Raw genomic sequence first — 26,886 nt, forward strand, 5'->3', positions numbered from 1 at the left:
GCCCTCATGCGATCTTCTTGTGAGCTTGCGATTGCGGCGTGGCGCTTGCGGCCTGCATCAGCGTACGCACGACGGCTCGGCGCGCCAGCTCGATCTTGAATCCGTTATGGGAATGAGCGGTTGCTCCCTGCAGCAACAGGTCGGCGGCGCGGCCAAAATGATCCGGCGTTGCCGCCTGGCCGCGCAATGCTGCTTCGGCCTCGAGGCTTCGCCAGGGCTTGTGAGCCACGCCGCCGAGCGCAAGGCGCGCTTCGCTGATTGCGTTGCCCTCCAGTTCGAGCGCGGCCGCGACCGAGACCAAGGCAAAGGCGTAGGACAGCCGGTCGCGGATTTTCAGATAGCTGTAGTTCCGGGCAAAGCCGCGCGGCGGCAGCTCGATGGCGGTAATGATCTCGCCGTCGCCGAGATTTGTATCGAGATGGGGCTTGTCGTCCGGAAGCCGGTGGAAATCTGTCAGCGCGACGGTGCGCTGACCCGAGGAGCCTGCGATGTGCACGAGCGCGCCGAGCGCGGCCAGCGCCACGCTCATGTCGGACGGATTGGTCGCGATGCAGGAGTTGCTGGTGCCGAGGATTGCGTGGTTGCGGTTGAGGCCATCGATTGCCGAGCAGCCCGTGCCGGGGCTTCGCTTGTTGCAGGGTGTTGCTGTGTCATAGAAGTAGGGGCAGCGCGTTCGTTGCATCAGATTGCCGCCGACCGAAGCCATGTTCCGCAGTTGCGCGGAGGCGCCGGCCAGGATGGCACTGGCGAGCAGGGGATAGCGCTGCTCGACCAGCGGATGGTAGGCGAGGTCCGAATTCGGCACCAGGGCGCCGATGCGCAGGCCGCCGTCGGCGGTCTCCTCGATGTCGCGGAGCGGCAGGCGGGAGATGTCGATCAACCGGGAGGGCCGTTCGACATTCTCCTTCATCAGGTCAATCAGGTTGGTGCCGCCGGCAATCAGCTTCGCGGCTGGATCGGCGGCGAGCAGGCGGATGGCGTCGGCGACGTCCCTTGCGCGGGAATATTGGAAGTTGTTCATGACCGGCTCATTGCCTGCTCGATCGCAGCCACGATGTTGGGGTAGGCGCCGCAGCGACAGAGATTTCCGCTCATCAGCTCCCGGATCTCGTCGGCATCCCGCGCACGGCCTTCGGCCAACAGGCCCGCGGCAGAGCAAATCTGTCCCGGTGTACAATAGCCGCACTGAAAGGCATCATGGTCGATGAAGGCCTGTTGCAGGGGATGCAACATGCCGTCCCTGGCCAAGCCTTCGATCGTCGTGATCTCGGCGCCATCCTTCATGACGGCGAGAGTCAGGCAGGAATTGACCCGCCTTCCGTCGATCAGCACGGTGCAGGCGCCGCATTGGCCGTGATCGCAGCCCTTCTTGGTGCCGGTCAATTCCAGGCGGTCACGCAGGGCATCCAGAAGCGTGGTCCACGGCGCGACCTCGAGTGTACGCCTTGCGCCATTGACGACGAGGTTGATCGGAATGCGTTCGGGGATCTGATCCGTGAGATCGGCCATGTTCTGTTCCCTGCGGAAAGGCCGAGCTCGGCAAATTGTGGATGTGACGCGAGAATGCGTTGCCGCCGCTGGCCAATAGCGCCCAACGGATGACCGGTTGCTTGGTTCCCGACCGGCTCCCGGTCGCTGGGATGAGATCAGCGCTTCTCGCCGAACACCACGGTCGGCACGGCGCGGTTGACGATCTCGCGCAGCGCGAAGCTCGATTGCACCCGCGCGACGCGGGGCAGGCGGGACAACTCGGTGCGGTGGATGCGCTCGAAATCCTGGATATCGCGGGCGAGCACGATCAAGATGTAGTCGTCGGTCCCCGACATCAGGAAGCAGCGCACGACGGAGGGACACTTCACCACCTCCGCCTCGAACGCCTTCAGTGCCTCGTCGCTCTGGCTCTCCAGCGCGATGCGAACCAGCACGGTGGTGGTGAGACCGAACTGGGCGAGGTCGAGCGCGGCCTGGTAGGCCTGGATGTAGCCGTCGTCCTCCAGCGCCTTCTGCCGCCGCGCCAGCGCTGTGCTCGACAATCCGACCTTGTTGGCAAGCTCGGTGTGGCTGGCTCGCGCATTGGTCGTGAGTTCCGCGAGAATCGCGAGGTCTTTCCGATCGAGGGCCAAGGTTTCGTTTCCAGCGTCAAGGGACCTTTCCGCGCCGGAAACCGGCGCGGGCGCAGCCAAACTAGCGGATATTTGCACGGAACCAAACCGACCCTTTCGCTACGATCAACAATGAAATCAAAGCATTGGCGAGGGAGATCAAGATGCGCGTCGGTGTGCCCAAGGAGATCAAGGTGCAGGAATATCGCGTCGGGCTCACCCCGGGCGCGGTCCGCGAATATGTCGCCGCCGGGCACCAGGTGACGGTCGAGACCGGTGCCGGCAGTGGCATCGGCGCGTCCGACGAGGTGTATCGGCGGGCAGGGGCGTCCATTGCCGAGACCGCCCGCGAGATCTTCGCCAAGTCCGACATGATCGTAAAGGTGAAGGAACCGCAGAAGAGCGAATGGGTCCAGCTCCGCGAAAACCAGATCCTGTTCACCTATCTTCACCTCGCGCCGGATCCGGAACAGGCCAAGGGCCTGATTTGCTCCGGCTGCAGCGCGATCGCCTATGAAACCGTCACGGATGCGAGCGGTCACCTCCCGCTGCTCGCCCCGATGAGCGAAGTCGCCGGTCGCCTCGCGATCGAGGCCGCCGGCGCCGCGCTCAGGCGCTCGGCCGGCGGCCGCGGCTTGCTCTTGGGTGGCGTGCCCGGCGTGCAGCCGGCACGCGTCGTCGTGCTCGGGGGCGGCGTGGTCGGAACGCAGGCCGCGCGCATGGCGGCCGGCCTTGGCGCGGAAGTCACCGTGATCGACCGCTCGCTCCCCCGGCTTCGGCAGCTCGATGATCTCTTTATGGGACGCGTGCGGACGCGCTTTTCGACGATCGAGTCTGTCGAGGAGGAGGTGTTCGCCGCCGACGTCGTGATCGGCGCGGTGCTGGTGCCGGGCGCGAGCGCGCCGAAGCTCGTGACGCGCGCCATGCTGAAATCGATGCGGCCTGGGGCCGTTCTGGTCGACGTCGCGATCGACCAGGGCGGCTGCTTCGAGACCTCTCATCCGACCACGCACGCCGAGCCAACCTACGAGGTCGACGGCGTCGTGCATTATTGCGTCGCCAACATGCCGGGCGCGGTGCCGGTAACCTCGAGCCAGGCACTGAACAACGCAACGCTGCCGTTCGGCCTGATGCTCGCGAACAAGGGTTTTGCGGCGGTGCTGGAAAATCCTCACTTGCGCAACGGGCTCAACGTGCACCGCGGGCGCATCACCAACAAGGCGGTAGCGGAGAGTCTGGGGCTGGAGTTTGCTCCGGTGGAGAGCGGGCTGGCGGCTTAGGGCGCGGCTTGGACCGACGCTCTATCTCCTTCTTCCTTCTCCCCTTACGGGAGAAGGTGGACCGGCATCGTGGTGCTACCACCCATCACGACCTACCCCTTCGTCAGCTTGTACTGCCCCAGATCCGGATCGTGCGTCATCCGCCAATAATCCACGAACCGCCACGGCATCGCCGAGAACACGCGACCGCTTGAATTGCGATAGTACGTTGTCATGCCCGGATGGGTCCAGATCATGGCCTCGTGCTCGGCATCGACCTTGCGGACATAGTCGTCGAGCACGTCCTGGCGAACATCGATGGCCGCGATATCCCGCTCGATCATGTCAACAAGACACGCCGAGATGTAGCGGCTCTGGCATTCCGACTGGAAGATCACGCTGCCGCCATGGGCCGGTCCTGAATTCGGGCCGAGCATGCAGAAGAAGTTTGGAAAGCCGGGCACGGTGAGGCCGAGAAATGCGGTCGGATTGTCGTTGCTCCAGGCTTCGCGCAAATCCATGCCATCGCGGCCGCGTATGTTGAGGCGCGCGGCCATCTCCGTCACCTTGAAGCCGGTGGCGACAACGATGATGTCGGCCGGGCGCTGCTTGCCGTCGGCGGTGACGATGCCGCTTTCGTCAAAATGATCGATCGCGTCGGTCACGAGCTCGACATTCGGCCGCGTGAGCGTCTTGAACCAGTTGTTGTCGAGCAGGATGCGTTTGCCATAGGGCGGATAGGTCGGCACGCATTTCTCGATCAGGTCCGGTCGGCCCTGTAGCTCCGACAGGATAAAGTCCGTCAGCTCCTGACGGTGCCGGTCGTTGCCCTTATTGACCGCGCGGTCCGGATGCGGCCAGGCCGGATCCTTGCGCAGGAACGGCAGCAGGCCGTCGCCGTAGCGCCAGAACATGTTGAAGCGGTACCACTGCACATAGAACGGCAGGTGCGCGAGCAGCCAGCGCGCGCCCTCGCTGATCGGATCGGAATAGCCTTTCACCGGGCGCGCCCATTGCGCGCTGCGCTGATAGACCGTGATGGAGGCGACGCGACCCGCGATCGAGGGCACCAGCTGCATCGCGGTCGCACCGGTGCCGATCACGGCGACATGCTTGCCGTCGAGCTTGATATCGTTCGACCACAGTGCTGAATGCAGGATCGTTCCCTTGAAGTCCTCCTCGCCCTTGAAGTGCGCGCGGGAGGGATCGTTGAGCTGGCCGATGGCTGAGACCAGCGCGGTGGATTCAAAGATCTCTTCGCCCTCCCTGGTCTTCAGCGTTGAGATCCAGCGCCGCTTAGCCTCGTCCCAGCGCGACGAGGTCAGCTCGGTGTTGACGCGCAGATGCTTGCGGATGCCGTATTCCTCGGCGACCTTCAGCAGATAGCCGAGCAGCTCCTCACGCTGACAGAAATAGCGCGTCCACGCATTGCGCGAGCCGAACGAATAGGAATAGGAGTGGTTCGGCGTATCGACGCCGCAGCCGGGATAGCGGTTGATCCACCAGGTGCCGCCGAGCTCTCCGTTCTTCTCGACGATGGTGTAGGGGATGCCGAGATGTCCGAGCGCGACGCCAAGCGCGATGGCGCAGACGCCGCCGCCGACGATCAGCACGTGCTGGTCCGCGAGCTTGTCGTCGGAAGGGCGCGTCGTCCAGCGCGCCTCACGCGGCACAAAACCCATCTCCTCGCGCATCAGGGGCGCGTATTCCGGCGCGACGTTCTCGCCGAGGCAGGCGCGCATCATCCTCAGCAGCAATTTCTCGCCGGGGTCGGTGATGACGGGCTTTGGCGTGCCGTCGGCAAACAGTTTGATCACGGCAGCGCGGATCTCGTCCTGGATCTCGCGGGGCATCCCGGCCTCGGGATCGGGAATGAGGCGGATATCGCGCTTGGGCAAGTACGGCGGTTCGAGCCATTTCTCATCGCCCGTCATATGCACCAGCACCATCAGCAGGCAGCGGATATCGCCCCCGGCAATCGCAGAAGTGAGATCGAGCGGCTTGTGTGGAGATGCGATGTTCATGGCGTGTCCTGATCGCCGGAGGCAGTGAAGAGGCCGCGCGTCATCAGCTTGCGATAGGCGGAGATGACGTGGTCGGGCACGGCGGTGACGCCGCTGTCCGAATAGGAATAGCGGCGGCTGAGATAGCCGCGGGCGCCCATCAGCATGTGGACGATGGCCTCGAATTCCTCGTCGCTGTAATCCTCGATCGCGCCGGCGATGCGTGCGCGCCGCAGGATGCGGACATAGGCGACTGAGATGTTGTCGAGATGCTTCTGGTAGCCGTGAGGTGCAAAGAATTCGGCCTCGTTGAGGATGCGCAAAAATTCCGGCACCTCGCGGATGAAATCGAAGAAGGCGGAGAAGCGCTCGATCTCCTGCCGCGCCGCGTGCGCATTGCCGGTGCGGGCGCGGATGAACTCGACCATGTCGAGGCCGATCTTGGGGAGCAGCTGGTCGAGCAGCTCCTGGCGGTTCTCGAAATGATTGTAGAAGGTGCCTTGCGCGACGCCGGCCTGTTCGGTGATGCGGGCGACGGAGGCTTCGGCATAGCCGTGCTTGCCCACGACCTTCGTGGCGGCGTCGAAGATCTTCTGCTTGGTCCAGGCGTTGCGCTCGACGCGGTTGAGCTTTGTCACCTTGGCGTTCACTTGCGTCATTCAGACGTCTCCAGTTCGGCGCGCAGCACGCGCTTCAGGATCTTGCCACTGGGATTGCGGGGGAGACTGTCACGGATGACAAGCTGTTTCGGCACCTTGAAGCTCGCCAGCCGCGCGCGGCAGTGCTCGGTGAGGGCAGGAAGGTCGAGACTGGCGCCTTCAGTCAGCACGACGATGGCAACTGGCCGCTCGCCCCAGCGCGCATCGCGCAGGCCGATCACCGCAACCTCGCGCACCTCAGGCAGATCGTAGATGACGCGTTCGACCTCGGAGGAGGCGATGTTCTCGCCGCCCGAGATGATCATGTCCTTCTTGCGGTCGGTCAGGTAGAGAAAGCCCTCGTCGTCGAGGTAGCCGATATCGCCGCTGCGGAACCAGTCGCCGAAAAAGGCGGACGCCGTCTTCTCCGGATCCTTCCAATAGCCGCGCGTGATCTTGGGACCACGCAGGCAGATCTCGCCATTGACGTTCGGCGGCACCGCCTTGCCGTCCTCGTCGCGGATCTCGATCTCGACATGGGCGATGGCGCGCCCGGTGGAGCCGATCTTCTCGATCTCGCGCCCGGCCTCCATGAAAGTGTCGCCGCCGACGGTCTCGGTGAGGCCGTAGGCATCGATGTAGCGCGCGTTGCGGAAGTGTTCGGAGAAGGCGCGGATGCGAACCTCCGGCGTCTTCTCGCCGCCGCCGATCGCCCATTGCAGGCTGGAGACGTCGTAACGATCGCGGGTCGGGCAGGTGAGCATCGCCGTGGTCATGACCGGCGCGAACCAGGCGGCGTTGAGCTTGTCCTCCGCGATGGCCGCAAGCGCCGTCTCAGCCTCGAAATTGCGCTCGATGCGGATGAAGCCGCCGTGCCAGAGCACGGCGATGCCGGGCAGGTCGAGTGCGCCGACGTGATAGAGCGGGCCGACCACGAGAAGGCGCGTATCGGCACTGAGGCCGAGCGCGATCGTCTGGTCGGCCGACTTCCAGTAGAAATTATCGTAAGAGAGCATCACGCCCTTGGGGCGGTCGGTCGTGCCCGACGTGTACATCAGCCGCATCAGGTCTGATGGCTGACGGACGTGCATCGGCGCGGGCTCCGCGTCGCCGGCAAGGCACGTGACGCTCTGCTGCGCGGCTTCGTCGAGTACGACGATGCTCGCGCCTGCGGCATTCGCCGCCAATTCCTCATCGACGATCAGAAGGCGCGCGCCGGCATTGCCGGCGATGTAGCCGACCTCGTCGCGCGAGAGGCGGAAGTTGATCGGCAGAAACACCGCGCCGAGATGGCTTGTGGCGAAGACGAGCTCAAGAAAGGCCGCGCTGTTCTTCATCAGCACAGCCACGACACCGCCGGGACCGATGCCCTGCGCGGCGAGCCAGCCGGCGACCTTGCGAATACGCGCGTCGAGCGCGGCGTAGGAGATCTCCTCGCCGCGGTATTTCAGCGCGGGCCGCTCCGGCGTGCGCCGGGCATGGAAGGCGATGAAGCTCGACAGGTTGATCATTTTCGCTGGTTTCGGACCGGTTGCCGGTCTCGTTCCTCCCGATATGAATGCTGACTCATAATTCATGTTTGTCTTGACGTCACCCCCTGCCTCTGAAATTGTTGAGGTCACGGAGACGAGACGATCTCCGGCAAGGGACCAGGAAAACGCCGACCCGAAAGAGGGAGGGGAAAATGACGAGAACCCGCAGGCCGGGCATCAGCCGCCGTTCAACACTGGCGCTGATGGGCGCCGGTGCGATGACATTTGCCGCGCCCTGGGTGGCGCGCGCCCAGGCCAAGACCATCAAGGTCGGCATGCCGACGATTCTGTCGGGGCGCGTCGCGCAGCTCGGCACGTCCTCGCGCAATGCGGTAATGCTCGAGGTCGAGAAGGTCAACGCTGCCGGCGGTCTTGCAGGCCGGCAGATCGAGATGGTGATCCGCGACTCCAAGGGCCAGCCGCAGGAAGCCGCCCGCGTCGCGCGCGAGCTCGTCAACACCGACGGCTGCGAGCTGCTGATCGACGCCGAGGCCTCGTCCGGCGCCTTCGCGGTGCACGAGGTCGCGCGCGATCTCGGCGTGTTCTGCATCCATACCAATTCGGAAACCTCGGCGCTGACCGCGGATCCCAAGCAACACATTCCCAACGCGTTCCGCACCGCGCGACAGGGCGTGCACGATTCCATCGTCGGCGGCAGCTACGCCGCAGCGATCGCCAAGGCGAAGGGCTTGAAGAAATGGGCGACCTGTTCGCCAGACTATGCCTATGGCCGCGACACCACGGCGGAGTTCACGCTGTACCTCAAGCGCTTTGCGCCCGAGGTCGAGATCATCAGCGAGTCCTGGCCAAAACTGTTCCAACCCGACTACACCGAGGTGGTGACCAAGATCCTGCAGGCCAAGCCGCAAGCGCTCTATTCCTGCCTGTGGGGCGGCGATCTCACCTCCTATATCGACCAGGCCAACATCTATGCGATGTTCGGCCAGATGGAGGTGTTCGCGGTCAACATGGCCGACTACACCGCGCTCACCGTGGTGAAGAACCTGCCGAAGGGCATCCACTCCGGCAACCGCTACATCAAGACGTTCCCGACGACGCCGGAGAATGCGGCCTGGGGCGACGCCTACAAGGCCAAGTTCAATGAATATCCGACCAACTGGTCGTGGGAGAACGCCACTGCCATCATGCTGATGGCGGAAGCCGCGAAGAAGGCGAACTCCGCCGACGGCAAGAAGATCGCAGAGGCGCTGAAGGGCCTCACCATCAAGTGCCCGTTCGGCGCCGACGGCACCGTGACGATGCGCGGCGACGACCACACGCTGGTCGGCTACGCCATCGGCTGGGGCACTACGATCCCGCAGGAACCGTACGTGCCCGAGATCAAGGCCGGCGACTGGAAGACCATCTTCGAACTCGAAGCCGAGTGGAAGAAGAGCAAGGGTTACGCCTGATCTGATGTGCGGCGGAGGCGGGCGACCGTCTCCGCCGTTTTCGTTTGGCCTTCGCGCCACATCAGGCGCGCTGCAATGAAAGTGCTCCCGTGGATCTCGACGCGCTTGCCGGCTGTCTCTCCAGTTCCGCCTGCCTGGTGACGCAGACCACCAGCGGCCTCATCATCGGCATGTTGCTGTTCCTGGTCGCGGTCGGGCTAACGCTGATCTTCGGCGTGCTCAAGGTGGTCAATTTCAGCCACGGCGCCTTCTACATGTTCGGCGCCTACTTTGCGATGACGGCCTATCAGCTCACCGGCAGCTTTGCGCTGGCGATGCTGGCGGGTGCGGCGGGCACCGCGATCCTTGGCCTGATCTTCGAGCGCGTCTTCATGAGCCGCGTCTATGGCGCCGACGTCCTGATGCAGCTCCTCGTCTGCTACGCCTTCGTGCTGATCTTCGACGATGTCGTGCGCATCATCTGGGGACCGGAATTCAAGTCGATGGGCATGCCGTCCGCCTTCCAGGTGATGCCGCTGTTCGTCGCCGGCGGCGTGGTGCCGCCTTATTATCTGTTGCTGATCGGCATCGCGCTGGTCGCGGCCATCGTGCTCGGGATCGGATTGTCGCGCAGCCGCATCGGCAAGGTGATCCGCGCCGCCGCGCATAATCCCGGCATGGTGTCGGCGCTCGGCATCAACACCGGCCTGATCTATGGCGGTGTGTTCGCGCTCGGCGGCATGCTGGCGGGCCTTGCCGGTGCGCTTGCCGCTCCGGTGCGCTCGCTCACGCCCGGTATGGGATTTTCCGTGCTGATCGAATCCTTCATCGTCACCGTGATCGGCGGTATGGGCTCGATCCTGGGCGCGTTGATCGGCGCGCTGCTGCTCGGCCTCATCAGATCGTTCGGCTCGCTCGGCTTTCCCTTGTTCACGGAAGGCTTGATGTACCTCTTCATGGTGATCGTGCTGGTCTCGAAACCCACCGGCCTGTTCGGCAAGGAGGCGGCATGACCGAGCCGGAGGCCGGCCGCGCGCAAACGCTGGTGCCGGCGCGCAACGGTGCGGCGCTGCAACGCTATCGCGACGTGCTGATCGCGCTGATCGCCTTCGCCGTGCTGGCGAGCCTGCCGCTGTTCACGGGCAGCAAGGCGCTGCTCGATTTCGTCATCCGCTGCTCGGCCTACGGCCTGTTCGCGACCTCGCTCAATCTGCTGGTCGGCTACACCGGCCTGACCTCGTTCGGCCACGGCATGTTCTTCGGCTTAGGGGCTTACAGCTTCGGCCTGATCATGCAGAAGCTCGGTGTGCCCATTCCGGTCGCCTTCGTCGCGACGCTGGCGATCACGGCAGTCGTTGCCGCCATCATCGGGGCAATCTGCGTGCGGCTGAAGGAGATCTATTTCGCCTTCGTCACGCTCGCCTTCCAGATGCTGATCCACTCGACCATCCTGTCCTGGGCCTCCTTCACCGGCGGCGACCAGGGCCTGCGCGGCGGCATTCCAAGGCCCGCGTCCCTCGGCATCCATCTGTCCAATCACGTCCATCTCTATGTCACGAGTTGTGCGCTGCTGATCCTCGGCCTGCTCGCGATGCGCCAGATCGCGCAATCGCCGTTCGGCTACACCCTGCGCATGATCCGCGACAATGCCGCGCGCGCGAGCTTCCTCGGCATCGACGTCTGGCGCGCAAAACTCACCGTGTTCGTGCTGGCGGCGCTGTTCGCGTCGATGGGCGGCATGGTGATGGCGTTGTTCGTGTCCGGCGCCTATCCGGAATTCGCCTATTGGACCATCTCGGGCGAGGCCATCTTCATCAACATGCTCGGCGGCGTCTCGACCTTCCTCGGGCCGATGGTGGGCACGGTGCTGCTGCTTCTGCTCAACGACACCGTGACGCGGTTCACCGAATACCACGGCATCGTGCTCGGCGTGGTCATCCTGTTCTTCGCGCTGGGCCTGCGCAAGGGCCTGCTCGATTTCGTCGCCGAATGGTACGCGCACCGGCGCGAGACAGGCGAGGGGCGCTAGCCATGCTCGAGATCCGCAACCTCGTAAAGTCCTTCGGCGGCGTGAAGGCGACCAACGATGTCTCGCTCGACTTCCCTGATGGCTCGCTCACGGCGGTGATCGGCCCGAACGGCGCGGGCAAGAGCACGTTCTTCAACCTGATCACCGGCGCCTTGGAGCCGGATTTCGGACAGGTGCTGCTCGACGGTGTCGATCTCGCCGGTCGTTCGCCGCCGGAGATCGTTCGCCACGGCATCGGCCGCGCCTTCCAGGTCGCCAGCATCTTCAAGTCGCTGACGGTAGAGGAGACCATGCTCGCTGCCGTCAGCGCCGACCAGCGCACCTCGGCGGTGCTGCACAAGCGCTTTCCGCTCCCCGAGATGCGCGACCGCGCCGAGCATGTGATGGAGCTGCTGGGCCTTGCGGGAAAACGCCATCGCACCGCGGCGACGCTGTCGCATGGCGACCAGAAGCTTCTCGACATCGCGCTGGCACTGGTGCTCGAGCCGAAAGTGCTGCTGCTGGACGAGCCCACCGCCGGCATGGGCCCGGAGGAACGCTGGCGCATGATCGACAAGGTGCGCGAGCTCTGGGAGAGCCAGAAGATCACCGTCGTCTTCATCGAGCACGACATGGACATCGTGTTCAAGATCGCGCCGAAGATCGTCGTGCTCTGCTACGGCCGCATCCTCGCGACCGGCACGCCCGACGAGATCCGCAACGACAGCGCCGTGATCGACGCCTATCTCGGCACTGAACATGCGGGAGCCGCCGCATGAGCGAGGCCGTCATCGAAGTCGCCGACCTGGACGTCTATTACGGCACCAGCCAGATCCTGTTCGGCGTCGGCCTCACGGTGCGGCAGGGCGAGACCATGGCGCTGCTCGGCCGCAACGGCGCGGGCAAATCGACGACGATGAAGGCGATCATGGGCCTCGCGCCGCCACGGCGGGGCAAGGTCAGCCTGCGCGGCGTGGTGATTTCGGGCCAGAAGCCGCACACCATCGCGCGTGCGGGTCTCGGCTTCGTGCCGGAGGATCGCCAGATCTTTCCCGAGCACACGGTCGAGGACAATCTCGTCATCGGTCGAAAGAAGGGGCCAGAGGGCCAGGACGAATGGCCGATCAAGCGCATCTACGAGGTCTTCCCGCTCTTGGAGCCACTGCGCCATCGCATTGCGGGGCGCCTCTCCGGCGGCGAGCAGCAGATGCTGGCGATCGCGCGCACGCTGATGGGCAATCCGGCGCTGCTGCTGCTTGACGAGCCAAGTGAGGGCCTTGCGCCGATCATCGTGCAGCGGATCGGTGAATTGTTGCGGCAGCTCCGCCAGCTCGGTTCGACCGTGCTGATTGCCGAGCAGAACATGCATTTCTGCCTGGGCCTCGCCAGCCACGCCACCGTCATCGACAAGGGCCAGATCGTCTATACGGCTGGGATCGAGGAGCTGAAGGCCAACGACGCGATCCGGCGGCGTTATCTGGCCCTGTAAGCCGGACGCGGGTGTCCAAATCGGCCGGAAGAAGAAAACTATCGCCGTGCTGCTGTCGGGAGGAAGGAGTTTCCCCTCCCGGGGGCAAAAACGCCAATCGCTTCCATTGCCGTTTGGGGCCGAAACGACGACATTCCCATCAGAATTTGATGGATCGGCTACGGTCATGGAACGCACTGGATTTGAGCCCTTCGGCGAGCAGCTGGTGTCCGCAACGGACGCCCAGCCGAAATCGCGCACGTCGAAGCTCCTGCTGCGGGCCGGCACCACGCTGTTCTGGTCGCTGGTTGCGGGCATCGTGCTTGCCCGCGCCGCCTTCTTCGAGCCCGGTATCTATGACGGCTTCAGCCGCGTCGCGTCGCTCGCCAAGAGCCTGATCTTCTGAGCCGTTTATTCCGGGCTGAGGATAGAACTTCCTTCGGCCCTGATATGCCGAAAACTTATTCCCCAATCGAACATCGCTGCGTATAAATCCTTCTCCCCTGGGAGAGATTTGTGTCGCAGAATCAAGCATCCAGCCCGGCCGATTCCAAGCCGGCCACCGCCGCGAGCCGCATTGCGGCGCTGATTCCGGGTATCCTCCTCTGTATCGCTGTCGCCGGCGTGTCGGCCCTGCTGGAGCGGGCGGAACTGGGCGTGTTCGAGCATCCCTATGTCGAGGCGCTGGTCATGGCGATCCTGCTCGGGATGGCGCTTCGCAGCTTCTGGAAGCCCGCGCCGCGCTGGCAGGCGGGCATCGCCTTCAGCGCAAAACAGCTCCTCGAAGTTGCCGTCATGCTGCTTGGCGCCTCGATCAGCTTCGCCGCCATCGCCGCCTCGGGCATCGCGCTGCTCGCGTCGATCGCCGCGGTCGTGGTGGTCGCGCTCTGCGTCTCCTTCGGCCTCAGCCGGATGTTGGGGCTGTCGACGCGTTTGTCGATCCTGATCGCCTGCGGCAATTCGATCTGCGGCAATTCGGCAATCGCGGCCGTGGCGCCGATCATCGGCGCCAACAACGACGAGATCGCATCCTCGATCTCCTTCACCGCGATCCTCGGCGTGATGATGGTGCTGGGCCTGCCGCTGCTGATCCCACTGCTGCAACTGTCCGCCACGCAATACGGCATCCTCGCGGGCCTGACCGTCTACGCCGTGCCGCAGGTGCTGGCCGCAACAGTGCCGGCCGGGCTCGTCTCCACGCAGATAGGCACGCTGGTCAAGCTGATGCGTGTCCTGATGCTCGGCCCCGTCGTTGTCGGCCTGTCGCTGGTCGCCTCGCGCTGGCACAGCGATGCCAAGAAGACCAATGTCGGATTCTTCCGCTTGGTGCCGTGGTTCATCCTTGGCTTCCTCGCGCTGGCGACCCTGCGTTCGCTCGAGATCGTGCCGGCCACGGTGGTCGGCCCGGTGACGAAGATCACGAGCTTTCTCACGGTGGTGTCGATGGCGGCGCTCGGCCTCGGTGTCGATGTGCGGGTGCTGGCGAATGTCGGCGGCCGGGTGACGGCCGCCGTGACGCTGTCGCTGATGCTGCTGCTGGGGATCAGCATCGTATTGGTGCATTGGTTCAAGTGAGGCCGGGGCCGCGCTTGCCCTCTTCCTCGTGGGCGCGGGTGAGGCGCCGCGTTAGCGGCGACGGTATTGAGACGAATCCGGCCCATTATAACCACCCGACATGCGTCGGCGGCCCTCGCGTCACGTCGCGCGGCGACTATTGCCGAGAGAGTCGCAGCGCCTTCACGAGCGCAGACAGCGCAGCGGGCTGATGCTGACGGCTCGGATAGTACATGAAGAAACCGGGCGTCGGCGGCGTCCAGTCCTCCAGGACACGGATGAGCTGCCGCTTCGCAACGTATCCTGCGACCTGACCTTCATAGGCGAGACCGAGGCCAACTCCATTGAGCGCCGCCTGAATCACCAGGTCGGTATCATCGACGATGAGCGGGCCGTTCACGCCGATCGTGACCGACTGCCGTCCGCGTTCGAACTCCCACCGATACGGACCGCCCGGAAGACGAAGGGTTATGCATCGATGGTCATTCAGATCCTTTGGCTTTTGCGGAATGCATCGTGACGCGAAATAGCTGGGCGATCCCACCACGGCCAATCGCAATTCCGCCGTGACCCGCACGGCGATCATGTCCCTTTGGATGTACTCGCCGAGCTGAATGCCGGCATCGAATTCGCCGGCAACGAGGTCTACGGGGCCAGTGACGGTGACGACGTCGAGAACGATGTCGGGATAGGCCTCCGCGAATGCCGTGAGCCGCGGCAACAGCACCATCACGGCGGCCGAGCGTGACATTGCGATCCGAAGGCGTCCAGCAGGTCGGTGCCGAATGCTTCGGGCTCTGTCGAGGGCACTGGCGATTTGCTCAAGTGCGGGAGACAAGTCTTTCAAAAGAGCCGCCCCGGCAGCGGTCGGTGCGACGCTCTTCGTCGTCCGCGCGAGAAGCTGCAACTCGAGCCGCTGCTCGAGCCCTCGGATCGCGTGGCTCAGGGCAGATTGAGACACACCTAGTCTTGCCGCCGCCCGTGTAAAGCTCCGCTCGCGCGCGACCATCGCAAACGTAGCGAGTTCGTTCAGTTCGTTTCTCATGATTTATGAATATCGCTCATGGCTCCATCCTGTGGAGCACGTATACCCCCATAAGCCGCTTTGTCCTAGCTTGGCCAACGAGACGCGACGCACTTCTCGGCAAATGCCGGCTTGCTCGACGCTCGGCACCGGGAATGGCCGGACCGCACCAATCGGTTCGGCGTAACAGCTTTTTCAGGATGGCCCATGGATACGGATGCTTCCGCGTTGCGCTCAAAGGCGCAGACCTGCTTCGACGCCGCCTATGAACCGCTCCAGATCGCGGTATTGGCCCCATGATCGTGACATCGCATAGCGATAATGTCCTCTGCGGCACCTCGGGAGGATGGCGCATCTGGTCTCTCTCGGACGGCTATGTCGAGATGCCGGCGGACCTCTTGCGGGACCCACAGAACAGCCCGGTGCTGCAAGCGGTGCGGGCAGGGGCGCTTCGTCTCTCCGTCAATTGCTTTGCGCTTGCAGGCCCTGGCGCTGAGGGCGTTCTCATCGACAGCGGAGGAGGGGGCTGGGCACCGACAGTGGGGCGTCTCGAGCAGACCATGGCGGAAGCCGGGATCGACCCGGCTTCGATCACGCTGTTGGCGCTCACCCACGCTCATCAGGATCATGTGCACGGGCTCTTGACCTCCGACGGCAGAGTGCTCTTTCCGAACCTGAAGGCGATCATCAATGCCGAGAGGGCCGTGGAGAGTTTTCTTGCTGAAATGCACCTGGCGCGGTTCCGGCCCTTGTTGAAGCCTGTCCGGAATGGCGACCAGGTGGCAGGGCGATTAAGGGTGATTGACCTGCCCGGTCATGCTCCCGGTCACATTGGCTACGCGTTGGACACGAACGAGGACCGCTTCCTGTTCTTCGGGGACGTCGTTCACGTGCCTGCCTTGCAGTTCGACAATCCCACGTTCAGTTGGGGCTATGACGACGATCAACCGACCGCACGCGCAACCCGCCTGAAGGTTTTCCATGACGCGGCCGCGACAGGGACGTGGATCGCCGGCGCGCATCTTGGCCGGCCGGGCATCGGCCGCGTGGTACGCAGGGGCGAAGTATACGGCTATGAGCCGCCACGAGGCTGAACGAACGTGCGATTTCGCCCACAAGAGGAGAAAGGAAGCGGGCGTGTCGAGAAAGTCTAGATCACGTCCGCCAGCGAATGCCCATGCAACTCGATGTTTAGCCCCTGCATGCCCATGTCGTTGATCTCGCCGCCCATCGCTTTCAGGCTTTCCTCGCGGATCAGCGACATCAGCCCGCGGCGCAGCGCCAGGAATTCCGACGACATCATCATGGATTGCTGCCGCGGCCGCTCCAGCGGGATCGGGATCTCCGCCTTGATCGAGCCAGGACGCGCGGTCATGCAGTAGACGCGGTCCGACAGGAAGATCGCCTCGTCGATGTCGTGGGTGACGAACAGCACCGAGATCTTCAGCCGCTGCCACATGTTGGTGAGGATCTGCTGCATGATGACGCGCGTCTGCGCGTCGAGCGCGCCGAACGGCTCGTCCAGCAGCAGCACCTTCGGTCCGGTCGCGAGCGCTCGCACGATGCCGACGCGCTGCTTCATGCCGCCGGAGAGCTTTTCCGGATAGTGCTTCTCGAACGCCTCCAGCCCGGCAAGCCCGAGCAGGGTGCGCGCGGCGCGCTCGCGCTGCGAGCGAGACATGCCGCGCATCTTCAGGCCGAACTCGACGTTCTCCCGCACCGTCTTCCAGGGAAACAGCGAGTATTGCTGGAACACCATGCCGCGCTCGGCGCTGGGGCCGTTGACGCGCTCGCCGTCGACGGTGACGATTCCCGTGGTCGGCTTGAGGAAGCCGGCAACTGCGTTGAGCAGCGTCGACTTCCCGCAGCCGGAAGGGCCGACGATCGAGACGAACTCGCCGGGCCTGACATGGATCTGGGTGTCGGTGACGGCCTGAACCGGTCCCTCGATGGTCTCGTAGGCGAGCGAGAAGCTCTTGACCTCGATATGGCCTTGCGGGGCCTTGGCAGCGATCTCGTTCATCGTGACCTCCACGGCATCACCAATTGCCCGGCGCCGCGGATCAACAGGCTCGATCCAAGCCCGAGCACGCCGATCGCGATCATGCCAAGCGCGATATCGGCATACTGAACCAGCGAATAGGCTTCCCAGGTGAAATAGCCGATACCGTACTGGCCCGAGATCATCTCGGCGGCGATCAGCGACACCCAGGCCACGCCCATGCCGACGGTGAGGCCGGTGAAGATGTGCGGCATGGAGGCCGGGAAATACACCTCGCGGAAGATCGAGCGCTCGCGTGCGCCGAGACATTGCGCGGCGCGCACCAGCACCGGATCGACCAGCGACATGCCATGCAGCGTGTTGACCAGGATCGGGAAGAACGAGCCGAGGAAAGTGATGAAGACGATGCTCTGCTCGTTGGTCGGCCACAGCATGATCGCCATCGGCACCCAGGCGATTGCCGGGATCGGCCGCAGCACTTCGGCGACCGGGAAGACCACCTCGTGCACCAGCTTGAAGCGGCCCATGATCAGGCCGAGCGGCACCCCAATCATCGCCGCCAGCGAGAAGCCGATGAAGATGCGCCGGCAGCTGAGCAGGATATGCATCAGGAATTTGGGATCGTGCATCGCCTTGGTGAAACTGGAATAGACCGCGAGCGGCGAGGGCACGTTGGTGAAGCGCACAAAGAACACGACGCGATAGGTCGTGAGCAGATGCCAGACCAGGAGGAACGCGAGCAGCGAAATGATGCCAATCGCGGTGGCGCGCAGACCCGCCCGATTGAGCCGATACCAGCGCAGCGCGAGCGTGCCGAAGGAGGCGGGTAGCGCGGGCGGCGTAGCGGCGGGCGCGGAGCCCGCCTCTGCAATGGCTGTTGCCGGCATGCTGTCCTCGGGATGTCTGACGAGGGCGGGACTGCTCACGTCTTGCCTCCGCCAACCGCCGCTTTCACCGCGTCCTCGAAGCCGAGCACCTTGCCGCTGATCTTGGCTGCATAGGCTTCAGCGTCCTTCTTCAGCAGGAACGGTGCGACTTCGCCATTGCCAACTGCGAAGAAGGCTTGGTCGGCGAACAGCTTGATGCCGCGCGTGGTGTCGAAGACATAGGCGACGTTGATCTTCTTGCCCTTGGACTTGAAGTCGGCGTAGGCACCGAGAGTGCAGCTGGCCGACGAGAAGGGCAGAATACCGGCATCATCCACCCAGACCTCGCCGGCCTTGCGCGGATCGGCGATCGGCTTCTTGCAGAAGGCATCTTCGCCGGAGACTTCATAATTCTTCGTGCTTGCAAGCTGCGCGTCGTAGTCGAGCTTCATCTCGGCATAGGCCTTGCGGATGTAGCTGTCGTCGACCCACTTCTTTGGATCAAACTCCTTCATGCGGCCGAGGTTTTGCAGCACCTTCACGTCGGCGATGGCGGCATCGATCAGCGCCGGCTTGATCGTGGGATCGGTGGTCATGTTGCCGCTGGGGCCGAGGAAGATGTAGACGACCTCCTTGCTGATGCCGGTCCATTCCTGGATCTTTTCGGCGGCGAGCTTGGGATCGTCGCGCAGCCACTGATTGGCGGCGATCACCGCCTTGAAGTAGGCGACGACGACTTCGGGATATTTTTCGGCGAAATCGGTGCGGACGACAATGCCGTGGAAGGTCGGCAAGTTCGTCTCGACGCCGTCGAAGATCTTTCGCGCGAAGCCGCGGAAGGGCAACAGCTCGGCGAAGGGGACGAAGTCGGCGTGGGCGTCGATCTTCTTTTCCTGGAGATTGGTTGAGCCGACCTCGGGGCTCTGGCTGACGAGCTGGAAGAAGTCGGATGCATAGTCGCGGTCCTGCATCGCCTTTAGCACCATGCCGTGCGCGGCAGAACCGAAGGGCACGCTGACCAGCTTGCCCTTGAGATCGGCGAGGTCGTAGTAGGGCGAATCCTTGTGAACGACCATGCCATTGCCGGAGCCGGACAGGCTGTAGGCGGCGACGCCCATCAGCCGGCTCTTGCTCTCGGGGTTGCTCTCGAAGGTGAAGCCGTTCACGATCAGCGGATAGTCGCCCATCATGCCGATCTGCAGCTTGTTCGCCATCATCGCATTGGTGACGGGCGGACCGGAGGTGAAGTTCTGCCACTCCAACTCGAACTTGATGTTGGCGTATTTGCCGTCTTTCGGCAGATATTTCTCGAGCAGATGCAATTGGCGGATGACGACGCCTGCGGTCACCGTGTTGGTCGTGGTGTCCTGCGTTCCGATGCCGAGCGTGACGGTTTCCGCCGAAACCGGCTGCGTGACGAGTAGCGCCAGCGACGTCACCGACATCGCGATCGAGAGCGTGGGAAGATGGCGGACCATTCTCATCCTCATTCGGTTGGATGTGCTGTGGTTGCCATGATTGGGTGAGGGCGCAGGCAGGGCAAATCCGGAGTGACCGTCGCAGTCGATTAGTTGCCGGGAAAAGCTGATTGCATACTCCTTGAGCAGTCCTGCACTATAAAGCCGCTTACCTGTGCACCGGCCATGGTCGCCGGCCCCCTTAATCCGACGCCTGGCCGCGCATCTCCTCCAGCACGTCGGTCCGGCACACCACGATCTGCGAGCGCTTGGTCAGGACGATTCCCTTCTCCTGCATCCGCTTCAGGCTGATCGTGACCCATTGCCTGGTGGCCCCGACCATGTGGGCGATGTCGGCGTGGGTGAAGGCGGCGGCGATCACGGTGCCGTCTGCATCCTCGACGCCGTAGAGTTCGACGAGATGGAGCAAGAGATGCGCAAGACGCTGCGTGATCGAGCGCGTTCCCAGCATCTGGGCCAGCGCCGAATAACACTTGCCCTTGAAGGTGAGGCCCTCGATCAGGCCAATCGCGAGGTTCGGGATCTCTGCGGCAAGGGACCGCAGTTCCTTTCCGGGCAGGTGCACGACGCTGCAATTGCTGGAGGCAACGCCCGACCATTGATGCACGGTGCCCTCGAACACTTCGGGACCGCCGACGAAATTGCCGACATGCCAATAGGCCAGCGTGATCTCGCGCCCGAGCGGCGAGGTGTAGAACACCCGGATGCGGCCGCTCTCGATCAGCCAGATGCCGTCATGCTTGCCGCCCTGGCTGAACAGCGTCTGGCCGCGGTTGAGCACCTTGCGGCGACCCTGCTTCAGCACCAACTCCCGCTCGCGCGGTGAGAGCTTGTCCATCAACGGTGGTGGACCGCCGATCCATTGCTGGTTCTCGGTGAGCAGCAACGAGGAGCTGCCGGCAGGCCGCATCGTTGCGGGAACAGCCCCGCGAACCGCATTCGCCGCCTGCAACATCACCTGCCTCCGGAACGTTCAAATCGTTCTAAAGAGGAGCAATGTCCGTGCCAGATGGGGGTGGGGAGCGTAGCTGCGGGGTGGCTTATGGCGCGCTGTCGCCACCCACACCGGCGTCATCGCCCGCGAAGGCGGGCGATCCAGTATTCCAGAGACCTCAGTGGGATACGGAGAGGCCGCGGCGTACTGGATGCCCCGGTCAAGCCGGGGCATGACACCGAGAACTGGATTATCGCTCCGCCAGGCTCAGCAAATACGGCTTCGGATAAATGCCCCGGTTGTGCCCGTCCGAGAACGCGATGTTCAGGCCGTAGCCGAGATCGCCAATCTCCGTGATCGCAATTCCCGGAAACGCGTCCGGAAAGCGGCCGTCGAAGCGGGCGCGGGTGCAGTGGGCGCATTTGCAGGATAGGCGGAGTGTTTCGGCAGGGACGCTGAGTGCGTCGTCCTGCGTGGTGCGGACGAGGAGCGATGCCAGATCGGCGCTGGCTTCATAATCGGCAACGGTCGGCGCCACCAATGCGGTCATGCTCATGACGAACCTCCGACTTCTATCTATGTCGGCGCGGGTGCGCGCGAAAAGCAACTAATTGCCGGCGCGGGCATGACCGCGTGCCTTCTCTTCTATCAACGCCCGTGAAATGTGAAACTAATCGACCGGGAATTTCACTTCCGAATTGCCGGACTCTCCTCTCTCCGAGACCTTGGCGTCATAGACAAGGAGAGATCATGAGCGCATTTCAGAAGGAAACGGTTCTGTCGGTCAGGCACTGGACCGACTCTCTGTTCAGCTTCACCGCGACGCGCGATCCCGGCTTCCGTTTCCAGAACGGCCAGTTCGCGATGATCGGGCTGGAGGTCGAGGGCAAGCCGTTGATGCGGGCCTACAGCATGGCCAGCGCCAACCACGAGGAGGCGCTCGAGTTCTTCTCGATCAAGGTGCAGGACGGGCCACTGACCTCGCGCCTTCAGAAAATCAGGGAGGGCGACATCATCCTGGTCGGCCGCAAGGCGACGGGCACGCTGATCACCGGCAATCTCATTCCCGGCAAGCGCCTGTTACTGCTCTCGACCGGCACGGGACTCGCGCCCTTCGCCAGCCTGATCAAGGACCCCGACGTCTACGAGAATTACGAGACGATCGTGCTCGCCCATGGCTGCCGCCAGATCCCGGAACTCGCCTATGGCGAGCACCTCGTCGCGGGCCTGCGCCGCCACGAATTCTTCGGCCCCCTGATCCGCGACAAGCTGGTCTACTATCCGACCGTGACCCGTGAGCCGTTCCGCAACCGCGGCCGCATCACCGATCTAATTGCCTCGAACCAGCTGTTCGACGATATCAGCCAGTCCGGCCTCGACATCGAGACCGACCGCATCATGCTGTGCGGCAGCCCGGCGATGCTCGAGGAACTCCACGCGATGCTCACCGCGCGCGGCTTCGTCGAAGGCAATCACAGCCAGCCCGGCCATTTCGTGATCGAGAAGGCGTTCGTCGAGCGCTGAGGCACAAATCGCGTCCCAGCGACAACTAATTGCTATCGCCGGGACGTCGACTGAACAAATCTGCTGCAGAGGCGCCGGGATCGGCGAACCAGGAGCAAGTGATGGCACTAGATCAGATCGTCGACGGACTTTCGGAGGTTTCCTGCGATGTGCTGGTGATCGGCGGTGGCACGGCCGGCCCGATGGCGGCGCTGAAGGCGAAGCTGAAGAACCCGAAGGCCAATGTCGTCCTGCTCGAAAAGGCCAATGTCAAACGTTCCGGCGCGATCTCGATGGGCATGGACGGGCTGAACAATGCCGTCATTCCCGGCTACGCGACGCCCGAGCAGTACACCAAGGAAATCACCATCGCCAATGACGGCATCGTCGACCAGAAGGCTGTCTATAAATACGCGCAGAACTGCTTTGGCATCATCGAGGAGCTCGACAGCTTCGGCATCCGCTTCCTGAAGAACGAGAACGGCGATTATGCCGTCAAGAAGGTGCATCATATCGGCACCTATGTGCTGCCGATGCCGAACGGGGAGACCGTGAAGAAGGCGCTGTATCGGCAACTCCGCCGCGCCCGGATCCTGATCTCCAACCGCTACATGGCGACGCGGCTGCTCAAGTCGACCGACGGTCGCATCGCCGGTGCGATCTCCGTCAACACCCGCACGGCCGAGATGCTGGTGATCAAGGCCAAGGCCGTGATCCTCTGCATGGGCGCTGCCGGCCGCCTCGGGCTGCCGACCTCCGGCTACATGTTCGGCACTTACGAGAACGCCGCCAATTCCGGCGACGGCTATGCCATGGCCTATCACGCTGGCGCAGCGCTCGCGAACCTCGAATGCTTCCAGATCAACCCGCTGATCAAGGACTATAATGGCCCGGCCTGCGCCTATGTCGCCGGCCCGTTCGGCGCATATACGGCGAACAACGAAGGCTCGCGCTTCATCGAATGCGACTACTGGTCCGGCCAGATGATGCTCGAGTTCTACAACGAGCTCTTGTCCGGCAAGGGGCCGGTGTTCCTCCAGCTCAAGCATCTCCACCCCGACACCATCTCCGAGATCGAATCGACGCTGCACAAGGTCGAGCGTCCGACGCGCGGTCTGTTCCAGCAGGGTCGCGGCGTCGACTACCGCAGCGAGTCCATCGAGATGCACATCTCCGAGATCGGCTTCTGCTCCGGCCACAGTGCCTCCGGCGTGTTCGTCGACGACAACGCCCGCACCACCGTGCCCGGCCTCTATGCCGCGGGCGACATGGCGAGCGTGCCGCACAATTACATGCTGGGTGCCTTCACCAATGGCTCGGTCGCGGGCATCGATGCGATGGAGTTCGCCGACAGCCACGATTTTGCGGAGTTCGACGCCGCCGACGTCGCCATGGAGCGCGACCGCGTGCTGGCGCCGACCAAGCGCGAGGACGGCATCCCGCCGAACCAGATCGAGTACAAGACCCGGCGCCTCGTCAACGATTATCTCCAGCCGCCGAAGGTCACGCGCAAATACGAGCTCGGCATGCGCCGCCTCGCGGAAGCGCGGGAGGACATGCAGGAGCGCATGATCGCGCGCAACGCGCACGAGCTGCTGCGCGCCCTCGAAGTGCAGTCGATCATGGATTGCGCCGACATGGCCGCGCACGCCTCGCTCTATCGCGAGGAGAGCCGCTGGGGCCTCTATCACTGGCGCACGGATTTTCCGGAGAAGGACAACGAGAACTGGTTCTGCCACACGCTGCTGAGCAAGCGCGACGGCAAGATGACCAGCGAGAAGCGCGCAGTCGAGCCGTACGTCGTGCCGATCGCGGACGACGAGAAGGATCTGTACGACAAGCAGCGCATCCGCGCCTCGGCCTGATCCACCAGAATACTGCAATAGGAGACATCAAATGCCTCTCGCGTCCTATCAGACATCGGTTCCGGTGGTCGTCGACGACGCCAAATGCATCGCGGACAAGGGCTGCACGGTGTGCGTCGACGTCTGTCCGCTCGACGTGCTGCGCATCAGCGACATGACCAACAAGGCCTACATGGCCTATGACGAGTGCTGGTACTGCATGCCCTGCGAGGCCGATTGCCCGACCGGCGCCGTCACCGTCAACATTCCCTATCTGTTGAGGTGATCATGTCGAGCCCGTTCGAGTCCTACGACGATCTCGAAGACGCCGACGAGCGGCTTCAGGCCGCCGATCCCGCCGAGCGCCGCGTCGCCATCATCGCGCTCGGCCATTCCGGCGATCCCGCGGCGGTAGGGCATCTCGCCAACATGGTCGCCGACCCCGATGCCGGCGTGCGCCAGCAGGTCGCGATGGCGCTCGGCGAGTTCGACGGGCCGGAGGCCGCGAGCGCGTTGGTGCAGCTGTTGGTCGACCCCGAGAGAATTGTCGCGGCGGCCGCGGCCGACAGCATGGCCGAGTTCAAGGATCCGGCCTGTGCCGGGATCATCCTGCCGCTGGTGAAGCATGCCCACGCCTTCGTCCGCATGGGCGCATTGCGTGCGCTGAAGGAATTGCGCTGCAAGGATACGCTGAAGCCGGCACTGGAAGCGCTCCAGGACACTGACGCTGCCGTGCGCGTGCAGGCGATCGGCGTGATCGGCTTCCTCAAGCTGGAAGAATCGATCCCGGCGCTGACCGCGCTGATCAACGATCCCGACGTCCATGTCCGCCGTGCCGCCGTGAGCGCGTTGGCCTTCTCGCAGATGAAGCCTGCGGCGGAGACCATCACGCGCGCACTGAAGGACGCGCATTGGATGGTACGTGAGATGGCCGCGGAGACGTTGGGTCTTAACGTGAACGGTTCGTCGGCCGCCGACCAGCTCATCGCCTGCCTCGCCGACGAGTTCTGGCAGGTTCGGTTGAAGGCGATCCGCAGCCTCGGCAAGATCAAGAGCGAGCGCGCGGTGCGGCCGATCGGCAACTGCGTCAACCACGACCAGGCCAATTTGCGGAAGGAAGCCGCTGCGGCATTGGGCGAGATTGCGCATTCCGACGGCGAGGTATTTCTCGCCGTCATCGCCGACGATCCAGATCCCGATGTGCGCAAGAACGCGCGCTGGGCGCTGCAGCAAATCGCGGCGCGAAAGGCGCGGGCAGGGGCATAGCCGCCGCACTGGACTTCCCGCGCCAGACGTTTATTGGTCTTCGCCGATGGGACCGGCCGCTGGTTGAATGCGGCTGGTCCTGAGAATCAGCGAGGACGCGGCCATGACGACATTGACGGTGAAAGACCTTCTCCCCGAGGATGGAACGCGGGGAACGCTGGCCGGTCGTGTCTGGCTGCCACAGGTGAATGGTCCGGCCGTTGTTGCTGTACGCGGCGACGGCGTGTTCGACGTCACCGCCAAGTTTCCGACCATCAGCGCGCTCTGCGAAGAGGACAATCCCGCCGAGGCACTTGCTGCGGTCAGGGGCGAGCGCATCGGCGATCTCGAAGCCATTGTCGCCAACACCGCGCCCGATGGTCGTGATCCCAGGAAGCCGTGGCTGCTCGCGCCAGTCGATCTCCAGACCCTGAAAGCCGCCGGCGTCACCTTCGCCATCTCGATGCTGGAACGCGTCATCGAGGAGCGCGCCAAGGGCAACCCGGCCTCGGCCGAGGCGATCCGCAAGGAGGTGACGCGGCTGATCGGCGACGATCTGTCGAAGCTCAAGCCGGGCTCGGACCAGGCGATGCATCTGAAGCGGGTGCTGATCGATCAGAACGCCTGGAGCCAGTATCTCGAAGTCGGCATCGGCCCGGATGCCGAGGTCTTCACGAAAGCGCCGACCCTGTCATCGGTCGGCACCGGCATGGATGCCGGGCTGCATCCGAAATCGACCTGGAACAACCCGGAGCCCGAGCTCGTGCTGTTCGTCTCCAGCCGCGGCAAGATCGTCGGCGGATCGCTCGGCAACGACGTGAACCTGCGCGACTTCGAAGGACGCTCGGCGCTGCTGTTGTCGAAGGCCAAGGACAACAATGCCTCGTGCTCCATCGGTCCGCTGCTGCGCCTGTTCGACGACACCTTCACTCTCGACGATGCGCGAAAACTCGATATCAGCCTGAACGTGACAGGCACGGATGGCTTCGTCCTCGACGGCCATTCCTCGATCAGCAAGATCAGCCGCGATCCGACCGATCTCGTCGCGCAGACCATCGGCAAGATCCATCAATACCCCGATGGCTTCGTTCTCTTCCTCGGCACCATGTTCGCGCCCGTGAAGGATCGCGACGCATCGGGGCAGGGTTTTACGCACAAGCGCGACGACATCGTCACCATCGCGGCGCCTGAGCTCGGCAAGCTCGTCAACCGCATGCGCACCAGCGATGAGTGCGAGCCGTGGACGTTTGGCATTGGCGCGCTGATGAAGAACCTGGCGGAGCGGAAGCTGATCTAGCGGTCGGCTCTTTGACTTCTCTTCGGTCATGCCCGGGCTTGTCCTGGCTTGTCCCGGGCATCCACGTCTTCACGCGCTGTACAAAGATCGTGGGTACCCGGGACGAGCCCACGGCTGTCCGGTTCATTGGAAGTATAGTCCAAGGTTCAACTGATTTTGGTTGATTGGGACGGATTGCCGTAGTTCGAGCAAGTTGTTGATCGGCCGTCTGTGCATGAGATTTGTGCGGACGAGCCGGGCAAATTCGAGGGGACTGTGCACGGCTTTTTGAGCGAGCTGGGCCATGCGCAGGAGGAGGAACGCGATCAGGGCGATGGCGACCTGAATCCGAACGGCGTTTTCGGAGACGCCGACAAAGTGCCTAATTCGAAGGGTCTGCTTGACCCAGCGGAAGAACAGTTCGATCTGCCAGCGTTGTTTGTAGAGTTCTGCGATCTCTTCTGCTGGCGCGTCGAGATCATTTGTCACGATACGCAGTTGCTTGCCGTTCTCTATGATGACGCGGATCTCCCGGACCGGAACCTGCAGCGGATTCTTGCGGCTGTTGGCGAGGCGGGCCGGCAGGTGACCGATCCGGTCGCCCACAACATTACTGCTCTTGGAGACATGGTTCTCCGCGACCACGTTGAACGGAGTGTTCTTCTTCAGACGCGTCACGAAGCGGCAGCCAGCCTCATCGAGCCTCGCCCACCAGCCATAATCGTAGTAGCCGAGGTCGTAGACATAGGTTGCGCCCGG

At 63.6% G+C, this 26,886-nt stretch carries 27 protein-coding genes; 14 read left to right on the forward strand and 13 right to left on the reverse strand.

Annotated elements, in window-relative coordinates:
• Positions 1 to 4: 4 nt before the first annotated feature.
• The 3 genes from CVM73_RS02155 to CVM73_RS02165 all read right to left on the reverse strand — a co-directional run bounded on the left by CVM73_RS02155 (position 5) and on the right by CVM73_RS02165 (position 2,123).
• On the reverse strand, positions 5 to 1,021 hold the full coding sequence (locus tag CVM73_RS02155) for an FAD binding domain-containing protein (RefSeq protein WP_100230351.1): 1,017 nt from the start codon (positions 1,019 to 1,021) through the stop codon (positions 5 to 7).
• Positions 1,018 to 1,509 carry a (2Fe-2S)-binding protein gene (locus CVM73_RS02160; protein ID WP_100230352.1) on the reverse strand — a complete coding sequence of 164 codons (492 nt, stop codon included), beginning with the start codon at positions 1,507 to 1,509 and terminating at the stop codon, positions 1,018 to 1,020. Before CVM73_RS02160 ends, CVM73_RS02155 begins: the two co-directional genes overlap by 4 nt.
• Positions 1,510 to 1,646: 137 nt before the next feature.
• The gene (locus CVM73_RS02165) at positions 1,647 to 2,123 is read right to left on the reverse strand and encodes an Lrp/AsnC family transcriptional regulator (protein WP_167406558.1); all 477 of its coding nucleotides are present in this window, start codon (positions 2,121 to 2,123) and stop codon (positions 1,647 to 1,649) included.
• 143 nt (positions 2,124 to 2,266) lie between these two features.
• On the opposite strand from CVM73_RS02165, the gene ald reads away from it, so the two are divergent.
• Positions 2,267 to 3,382, forward strand: coding sequence for an alanine dehydrogenase (ald, locus tag CVM73_RS02170; RefSeq protein WP_100230410.1), 1,116 nt, complete (start codon positions 2,267 to 2,269; stop codon positions 3,380 to 3,382).
• A gap of 92 nt (positions 3,383 to 3,474) precedes the next feature.
• Here the strand turns inward: ald and CVM73_RS02175 are convergent, their stop codons facing one another.
• Genes CVM73_RS02175 through CVM73_RS02185 form a run of 3 tightly spaced genes read right to left on the reverse strand, consistent with a single transcriptional unit; the run spans position 3,475 to position 7,513 of the window.
• Entirely contained in the window at positions 3,475 to 5,385 is a 1,911-nt protein-coding gene (locus CVM73_RS02175; protein ID WP_100230354.1) for a flavin-containing monooxygenase, read from the reverse strand.
• Positions 5,382 to 6,023 carry a TetR/AcrR family transcriptional regulator gene (locus CVM73_RS02180; protein ID WP_100230355.1) on the reverse strand — a complete coding sequence of 214 codons (642 nt, stop codon included), beginning with the start codon at positions 6,021 to 6,023 and terminating at the stop codon, positions 5,382 to 5,384. The genes CVM73_RS02175 and CVM73_RS02180 overlap by 4 nt, the downstream gene beginning before the upstream one ends.
• Positions 6,020 to 7,513: an AMP-binding protein gene (locus CVM73_RS02185; RefSeq protein WP_100230356.1), complete on the reverse strand. Its 1,494-nt coding sequence runs from the start codon at positions 7,511 to 7,513 to the stop codon at positions 6,020 to 6,022. The genes CVM73_RS02180 and CVM73_RS02185 overlap by 4 nt, the downstream gene beginning before the upstream one ends.
• A 173-nt stretch (positions 7,514 to 7,686) precedes the next feature.
• On the opposite strand from CVM73_RS02185, the gene CVM73_RS02190 reads away from it, so the two are divergent.
• The 7 genes from CVM73_RS02190 to CVM73_RS02220 all read left to right on the forward strand — a co-directional run bounded on the left by CVM73_RS02190 (position 7,687) and on the right by CVM73_RS02220 (position 13,976).
• Positions 7,687 to 8,946, forward strand: a complete 1,260-nt coding sequence (locus tag CVM73_RS02190) for an ABC transporter substrate-binding protein (RefSeq protein ID WP_100230357.1) — start codon at positions 7,687 to 7,689, stop codon at positions 8,944 to 8,946.
• A gap of 89 nt (positions 8,947 to 9,035) precedes the next feature.
• The gene (locus tag CVM73_RS02195; RefSeq protein ID WP_100230358.1) at positions 9,036 to 9,938 is read left to right on the forward strand and encodes a branched-chain amino acid ABC transporter permease; all 903 of its coding nucleotides are present in this window, start codon (positions 9,036 to 9,038) and stop codon (positions 9,936 to 9,938) included.
• Complete coding sequence (locus CVM73_RS02200; RefSeq protein ID WP_100230359.1) at positions 9,935 to 10,954, forward strand: branched-chain amino acid ABC transporter permease; 1,020 nt, start codon at positions 9,935 to 9,937, stop codon at positions 10,952 to 10,954. Before CVM73_RS02195 ends, CVM73_RS02200 begins: the two co-directional genes overlap by 4 nt.
• 2 nt (positions 10,955 to 10,956) lie before the next feature.
• Positions 10,957 to 11,712 (forward strand): ABC transporter ATP-binding protein, encoded by a 756-nt coding sequence (locus tag CVM73_RS02205; protein ID WP_100230360.1) that lies wholly within the window; start codon positions 10,957 to 10,959, stop codon positions 11,710 to 11,712.
• On the forward strand, positions 11,709 to 12,422 hold the full coding sequence (locus CVM73_RS02210) for an ABC transporter ATP-binding protein (RefSeq protein ID WP_100230361.1): 714 nt from the start codon (positions 11,709 to 11,711) through the stop codon (positions 12,420 to 12,422). The genes CVM73_RS02205 and CVM73_RS02210 overlap by 4 nt, the downstream gene beginning before the upstream one ends.
• Positions 12,423 to 12,588: 166 nt before the next feature.
• Positions 12,589 to 12,807, forward strand: a complete 219-nt coding sequence (locus CVM73_RS02215) for a hypothetical protein (RefSeq protein ID WP_167406559.1) — start codon at positions 12,589 to 12,591, stop codon at positions 12,805 to 12,807.
• Between the two features lie 110 nt (positions 12,808 to 12,917).
• Positions 12,918 to 13,976, forward strand: a complete 1,059-nt coding sequence (locus CVM73_RS02220; protein WP_100230362.1) for a YeiH family protein — start codon at positions 12,918 to 12,920, stop codon at positions 13,974 to 13,976.
• Between the two features lie 136 nt (positions 13,977 to 14,112).
• On the opposite strand, the gene CVM73_RS02225 is transcribed toward CVM73_RS02220, so the two are convergent.
• Positions 14,113 to 15,000: a LysR family transcriptional regulator gene (locus tag CVM73_RS02225; RefSeq protein ID WP_100230363.1), complete on the reverse strand. Its 888-nt coding sequence runs from the start codon at positions 14,998 to 15,000 to the stop codon at positions 14,113 to 14,115.
• Positions 15,001 to 15,275: 275 nt separating this feature from the next.
• Between CVM73_RS02225 and CVM73_RS02230 the strand changes: the two genes are divergently transcribed.
• Positions 15,276 to 16,073, forward strand: a complete 798-nt coding sequence (locus CVM73_RS02230; protein ID WP_100230364.1) for an MBL fold metallo-hydrolase — start codon at positions 15,276 to 15,278, stop codon at positions 16,071 to 16,073.
• Between the two features lie 56 nt (positions 16,074 to 16,129).
• On the opposite strand, the gene CVM73_RS02235 is transcribed toward CVM73_RS02230, so the two are convergent.
• The 5 genes from CVM73_RS02235 to CVM73_RS02260 all read right to left on the reverse strand — a co-directional run bounded on the left by CVM73_RS02235 (position 16,130) and on the right by CVM73_RS02260 (position 20,815).
• On the reverse strand, positions 16,130 to 17,002 hold the full coding sequence (locus CVM73_RS02235) for an ABC transporter ATP-binding protein (RefSeq protein ID WP_167406560.1): 873 nt from the start codon (positions 17,000 to 17,002) through the stop codon (positions 16,130 to 16,132).
• A complete protein-coding gene (locus tag CVM73_RS02240) occupies positions 16,999 to 17,907 on the reverse strand; it encodes an ABC transporter permease (protein ID WP_100230366.1) in 909 nt (302 codons plus the stop codon). The genes CVM73_RS02235 and CVM73_RS02240 overlap by 4 nt, the downstream gene beginning before the upstream one ends.
• Entirely contained in the window at positions 17,904 to 19,325 is a 1,422-nt protein-coding gene (locus tag CVM73_RS02245) for an ABC transporter substrate-binding protein (RefSeq protein WP_167406561.1), read from the reverse strand. The genes CVM73_RS02240 and CVM73_RS02245 overlap by 4 nt, the downstream gene beginning before the upstream one ends.
• Positions 19,326 to 19,506: 181 nt before the next feature.
• Positions 19,507 to 20,280, reverse strand: a complete 774-nt coding sequence (locus tag CVM73_RS02250; RefSeq protein ID WP_208639158.1) for a Crp/Fnr family transcriptional regulator — start codon at positions 20,278 to 20,280, stop codon at positions 19,507 to 19,509.
• Between the two features lie 229 nt (positions 20,281 to 20,509).
• Positions 20,510 to 20,815, reverse strand: coding sequence for a gamma-butyrobetaine hydroxylase-like domain-containing protein (locus CVM73_RS02260; protein WP_100230370.1), 306 nt, complete (start codon positions 20,813 to 20,815; stop codon positions 20,510 to 20,512).
• A 194-nt stretch (positions 20,816 to 21,009) separates the two neighbouring features.
• Here CVM73_RS02260 and CVM73_RS02265 point away from each other — a divergent pair, with 194 nt between their 5' ends.
• The 5 genes from CVM73_RS02265 (at position 21,010) to CVM73_RS02285 (ending at position 26,148) form a co-directional block, all read left to right on the forward strand.
• Positions 21,010 to 21,783: a ferredoxin--NADP reductase gene (locus CVM73_RS02265; protein ID WP_100230371.1), complete on the forward strand. Its 774-nt coding sequence runs from the start codon at positions 21,010 to 21,012 to the stop codon at positions 21,781 to 21,783.
• A 101-nt stretch (positions 21,784 to 21,884) separates the two neighbouring features.
• On the forward strand, positions 21,885 to 23,627 hold the full coding sequence (locus CVM73_RS02270) for a fumarate reductase/succinate dehydrogenase flavoprotein subunit (protein ID WP_100230372.1): 1,743 nt from the start codon (positions 21,885 to 21,887) through the stop codon (positions 23,625 to 23,627).
• 31 nt (positions 23,628 to 23,658) lie between these two features.
• Positions 23,659 to 23,892: a 4Fe-4S dicluster domain-containing protein gene (locus CVM73_RS02275; RefSeq protein WP_007593252.1), complete on the forward strand. Its 234-nt coding sequence runs from the start codon at positions 23,659 to 23,661 to the stop codon at positions 23,890 to 23,892.
• A 2-nt stretch (positions 23,893 to 23,894) separates the two neighbouring features.
• On the forward strand, positions 23,895 to 24,872 hold the full coding sequence (locus CVM73_RS02280) for a HEAT repeat domain-containing protein (protein ID WP_167406562.1): 978 nt from the start codon (positions 23,895 to 23,897) through the stop codon (positions 24,870 to 24,872).
• A 103-nt stretch (positions 24,873 to 24,975) separates the two neighbouring features.
• Entirely contained in the window at positions 24,976 to 26,148 is a 1,173-nt protein-coding gene (locus CVM73_RS02285; RefSeq protein WP_100230412.1) for a fumarylacetoacetate hydrolase family protein, read from the forward strand.
• Between the two features lie 123 nt (positions 26,149 to 26,271).
• Here CVM73_RS02285 and CVM73_RS02290 read toward each other — a convergent pair.
• On the reverse strand, positions 26,272 to 26,886 hold a 615-nt coding region (locus CVM73_RS02290; protein ID WP_146006558.1), incomplete at its 5' end, for an IS4 family transposase.

Origin of the sequence: Bradyrhizobium forestalis (assembly GCF_002795245.1) — a bacterium.
Classification (GTDB): Bacteria; Pseudomonadota; Alphaproteobacteria; order Rhizobiales; family Xanthobacteraceae; genus Bradyrhizobium; species Bradyrhizobium forestalis.

What these genes read in the sequence shown, in the direction of transcription:
- CVM73_RS02155 (WP_100230351.1), bottom strand. Translation starts at nt 1,021, where the DNA reads ATGAACAACTTCCAATATTCCCGCGCAAGGGACGTCGCCGACGCCATC.
- CVM73_RS02160 (WP_100230352.1), bottom strand. Translation starts at nt 1,509, where the DNA reads ATGGCCGATCTCACGGATCAGATCCCCGAACGCATTCCGATCAACCTC.
- ald (WP_100230410.1), top strand. Translation starts at nt 2,267, where the DNA reads ATGCGCGTCGGTGTGCCCAAGGAGATCAAGGTGCAGGAATATCGCGTC.
- CVM73_RS02175 (WP_100230354.1), bottom strand. Translation starts at nt 5,385, where the DNA reads ATGAACATCGCATCTCCACACAAGCCGCTCGATCTCACTTCTGCGATT.
- CVM73_RS02180 (WP_100230355.1), bottom strand. Translation starts at nt 6,023, where the DNA reads ATGACGCAAGTGAACGCCAAGGTGACAAAGCTCAACCGCGTCGAGCGC.
- CVM73_RS02185 (WP_100230356.1), bottom strand. Translation starts at nt 7,513, where the DNA reads ATGATCAACCTGTCGAGCTTCATCGCCTTCCATGCCCGGCGCACGCCG.
- CVM73_RS02190 (WP_100230357.1), top strand. Translation starts at nt 7,687, where the DNA reads ATGACGAGAACCCGCAGGCCGGGCATCAGCCGCCGTTCAACACTGGCG.
- CVM73_RS02200 (WP_100230359.1), top strand. Translation starts at nt 9,935, where the DNA reads ATGACCGAGCCGGAGGCCGGCCGCGCGCAAACGCTGGTGCCGGCGCGC.
- CVM73_RS02205 (WP_100230360.1), top strand. Translation starts at nt 10,957, where the DNA reads ATGCTCGAGATCCGCAACCTCGTAAAGTCCTTCGGCGGCGTGAAGGCG.
- CVM73_RS02210 (WP_100230361.1), top strand. Translation starts at nt 11,709, where the DNA reads ATGAGCGAGGCCGTCATCGAAGTCGCCGACCTGGACGTCTATTACGGC.
- CVM73_RS02215 (WP_167406559.1), top strand. Translation starts at nt 12,589, where the DNA reads ATGGAACGCACTGGATTTGAGCCCTTCGGCGAGCAGCTGGTGTCCGCA.
- CVM73_RS02225 (WP_100230363.1), bottom strand. Translation starts at nt 15,000, where the DNA reads ATGAGAAACGAACTGAACGAACTCGCTACGTTTGCGATGGTCGCGCGC.
- CVM73_RS02230 (WP_100230364.1), top strand. Translation starts at nt 15,276, where the DNA reads ATGATCGTGACATCGCATAGCGATAATGTCCTCTGCGGCACCTCGGGA.
- CVM73_RS02235 (WP_167406560.1), bottom strand. Translation starts at nt 17,002, where the DNA reads ATGAACGAGATCGCTGCCAAGGCCCCGCAAGGCCATATCGAGGTCAAG.
- CVM73_RS02245 (WP_167406561.1), bottom strand. Translation starts at nt 19,325, where the DNA reads ATGGTCCGCCATCTTCCCACGCTCTCGATCGCGATGTCGGTGACGTCG.
- CVM73_RS02250 (WP_208639158.1), bottom strand. Translation starts at nt 20,280, where the DNA reads ATGTTGCAGGCGGCGAATGCGGTTCGCGGGGCTGTTCCCGCAACGATG.
- CVM73_RS02260 (WP_100230370.1), bottom strand. Translation starts at nt 20,815, where the DNA reads ATGAGCATGACCGCATTGGTGGCGCCGACCGTTGCCGATTATGAAGCC.
- CVM73_RS02265 (WP_100230371.1), top strand. Translation starts at nt 21,010, where the DNA reads ATGAGCGCATTTCAGAAGGAAACGGTTCTGTCGGTCAGGCACTGGACC.
- CVM73_RS02270 (WP_100230372.1), top strand. Translation starts at nt 21,885, where the DNA reads ATGGCACTAGATCAGATCGTCGACGGACTTTCGGAGGTTTCCTGCGAT.
- CVM73_RS02275 (WP_007593252.1), top strand. Translation starts at nt 23,659, where the DNA reads ATGCCTCTCGCGTCCTATCAGACATCGGTTCCGGTGGTCGTCGACGAC.
- CVM73_RS02280 (WP_167406562.1), top strand. Translation starts at nt 23,895, where the DNA reads ATGTCGAGCCCGTTCGAGTCCTACGACGATCTCGAAGACGCCGACGAG.
- CVM73_RS02285 (WP_100230412.1), top strand. Translation starts at nt 24,976, where the DNA reads ATGACGACATTGACGGTGAAAGACCTTCTCCCCGAGGATGGAACGCGG.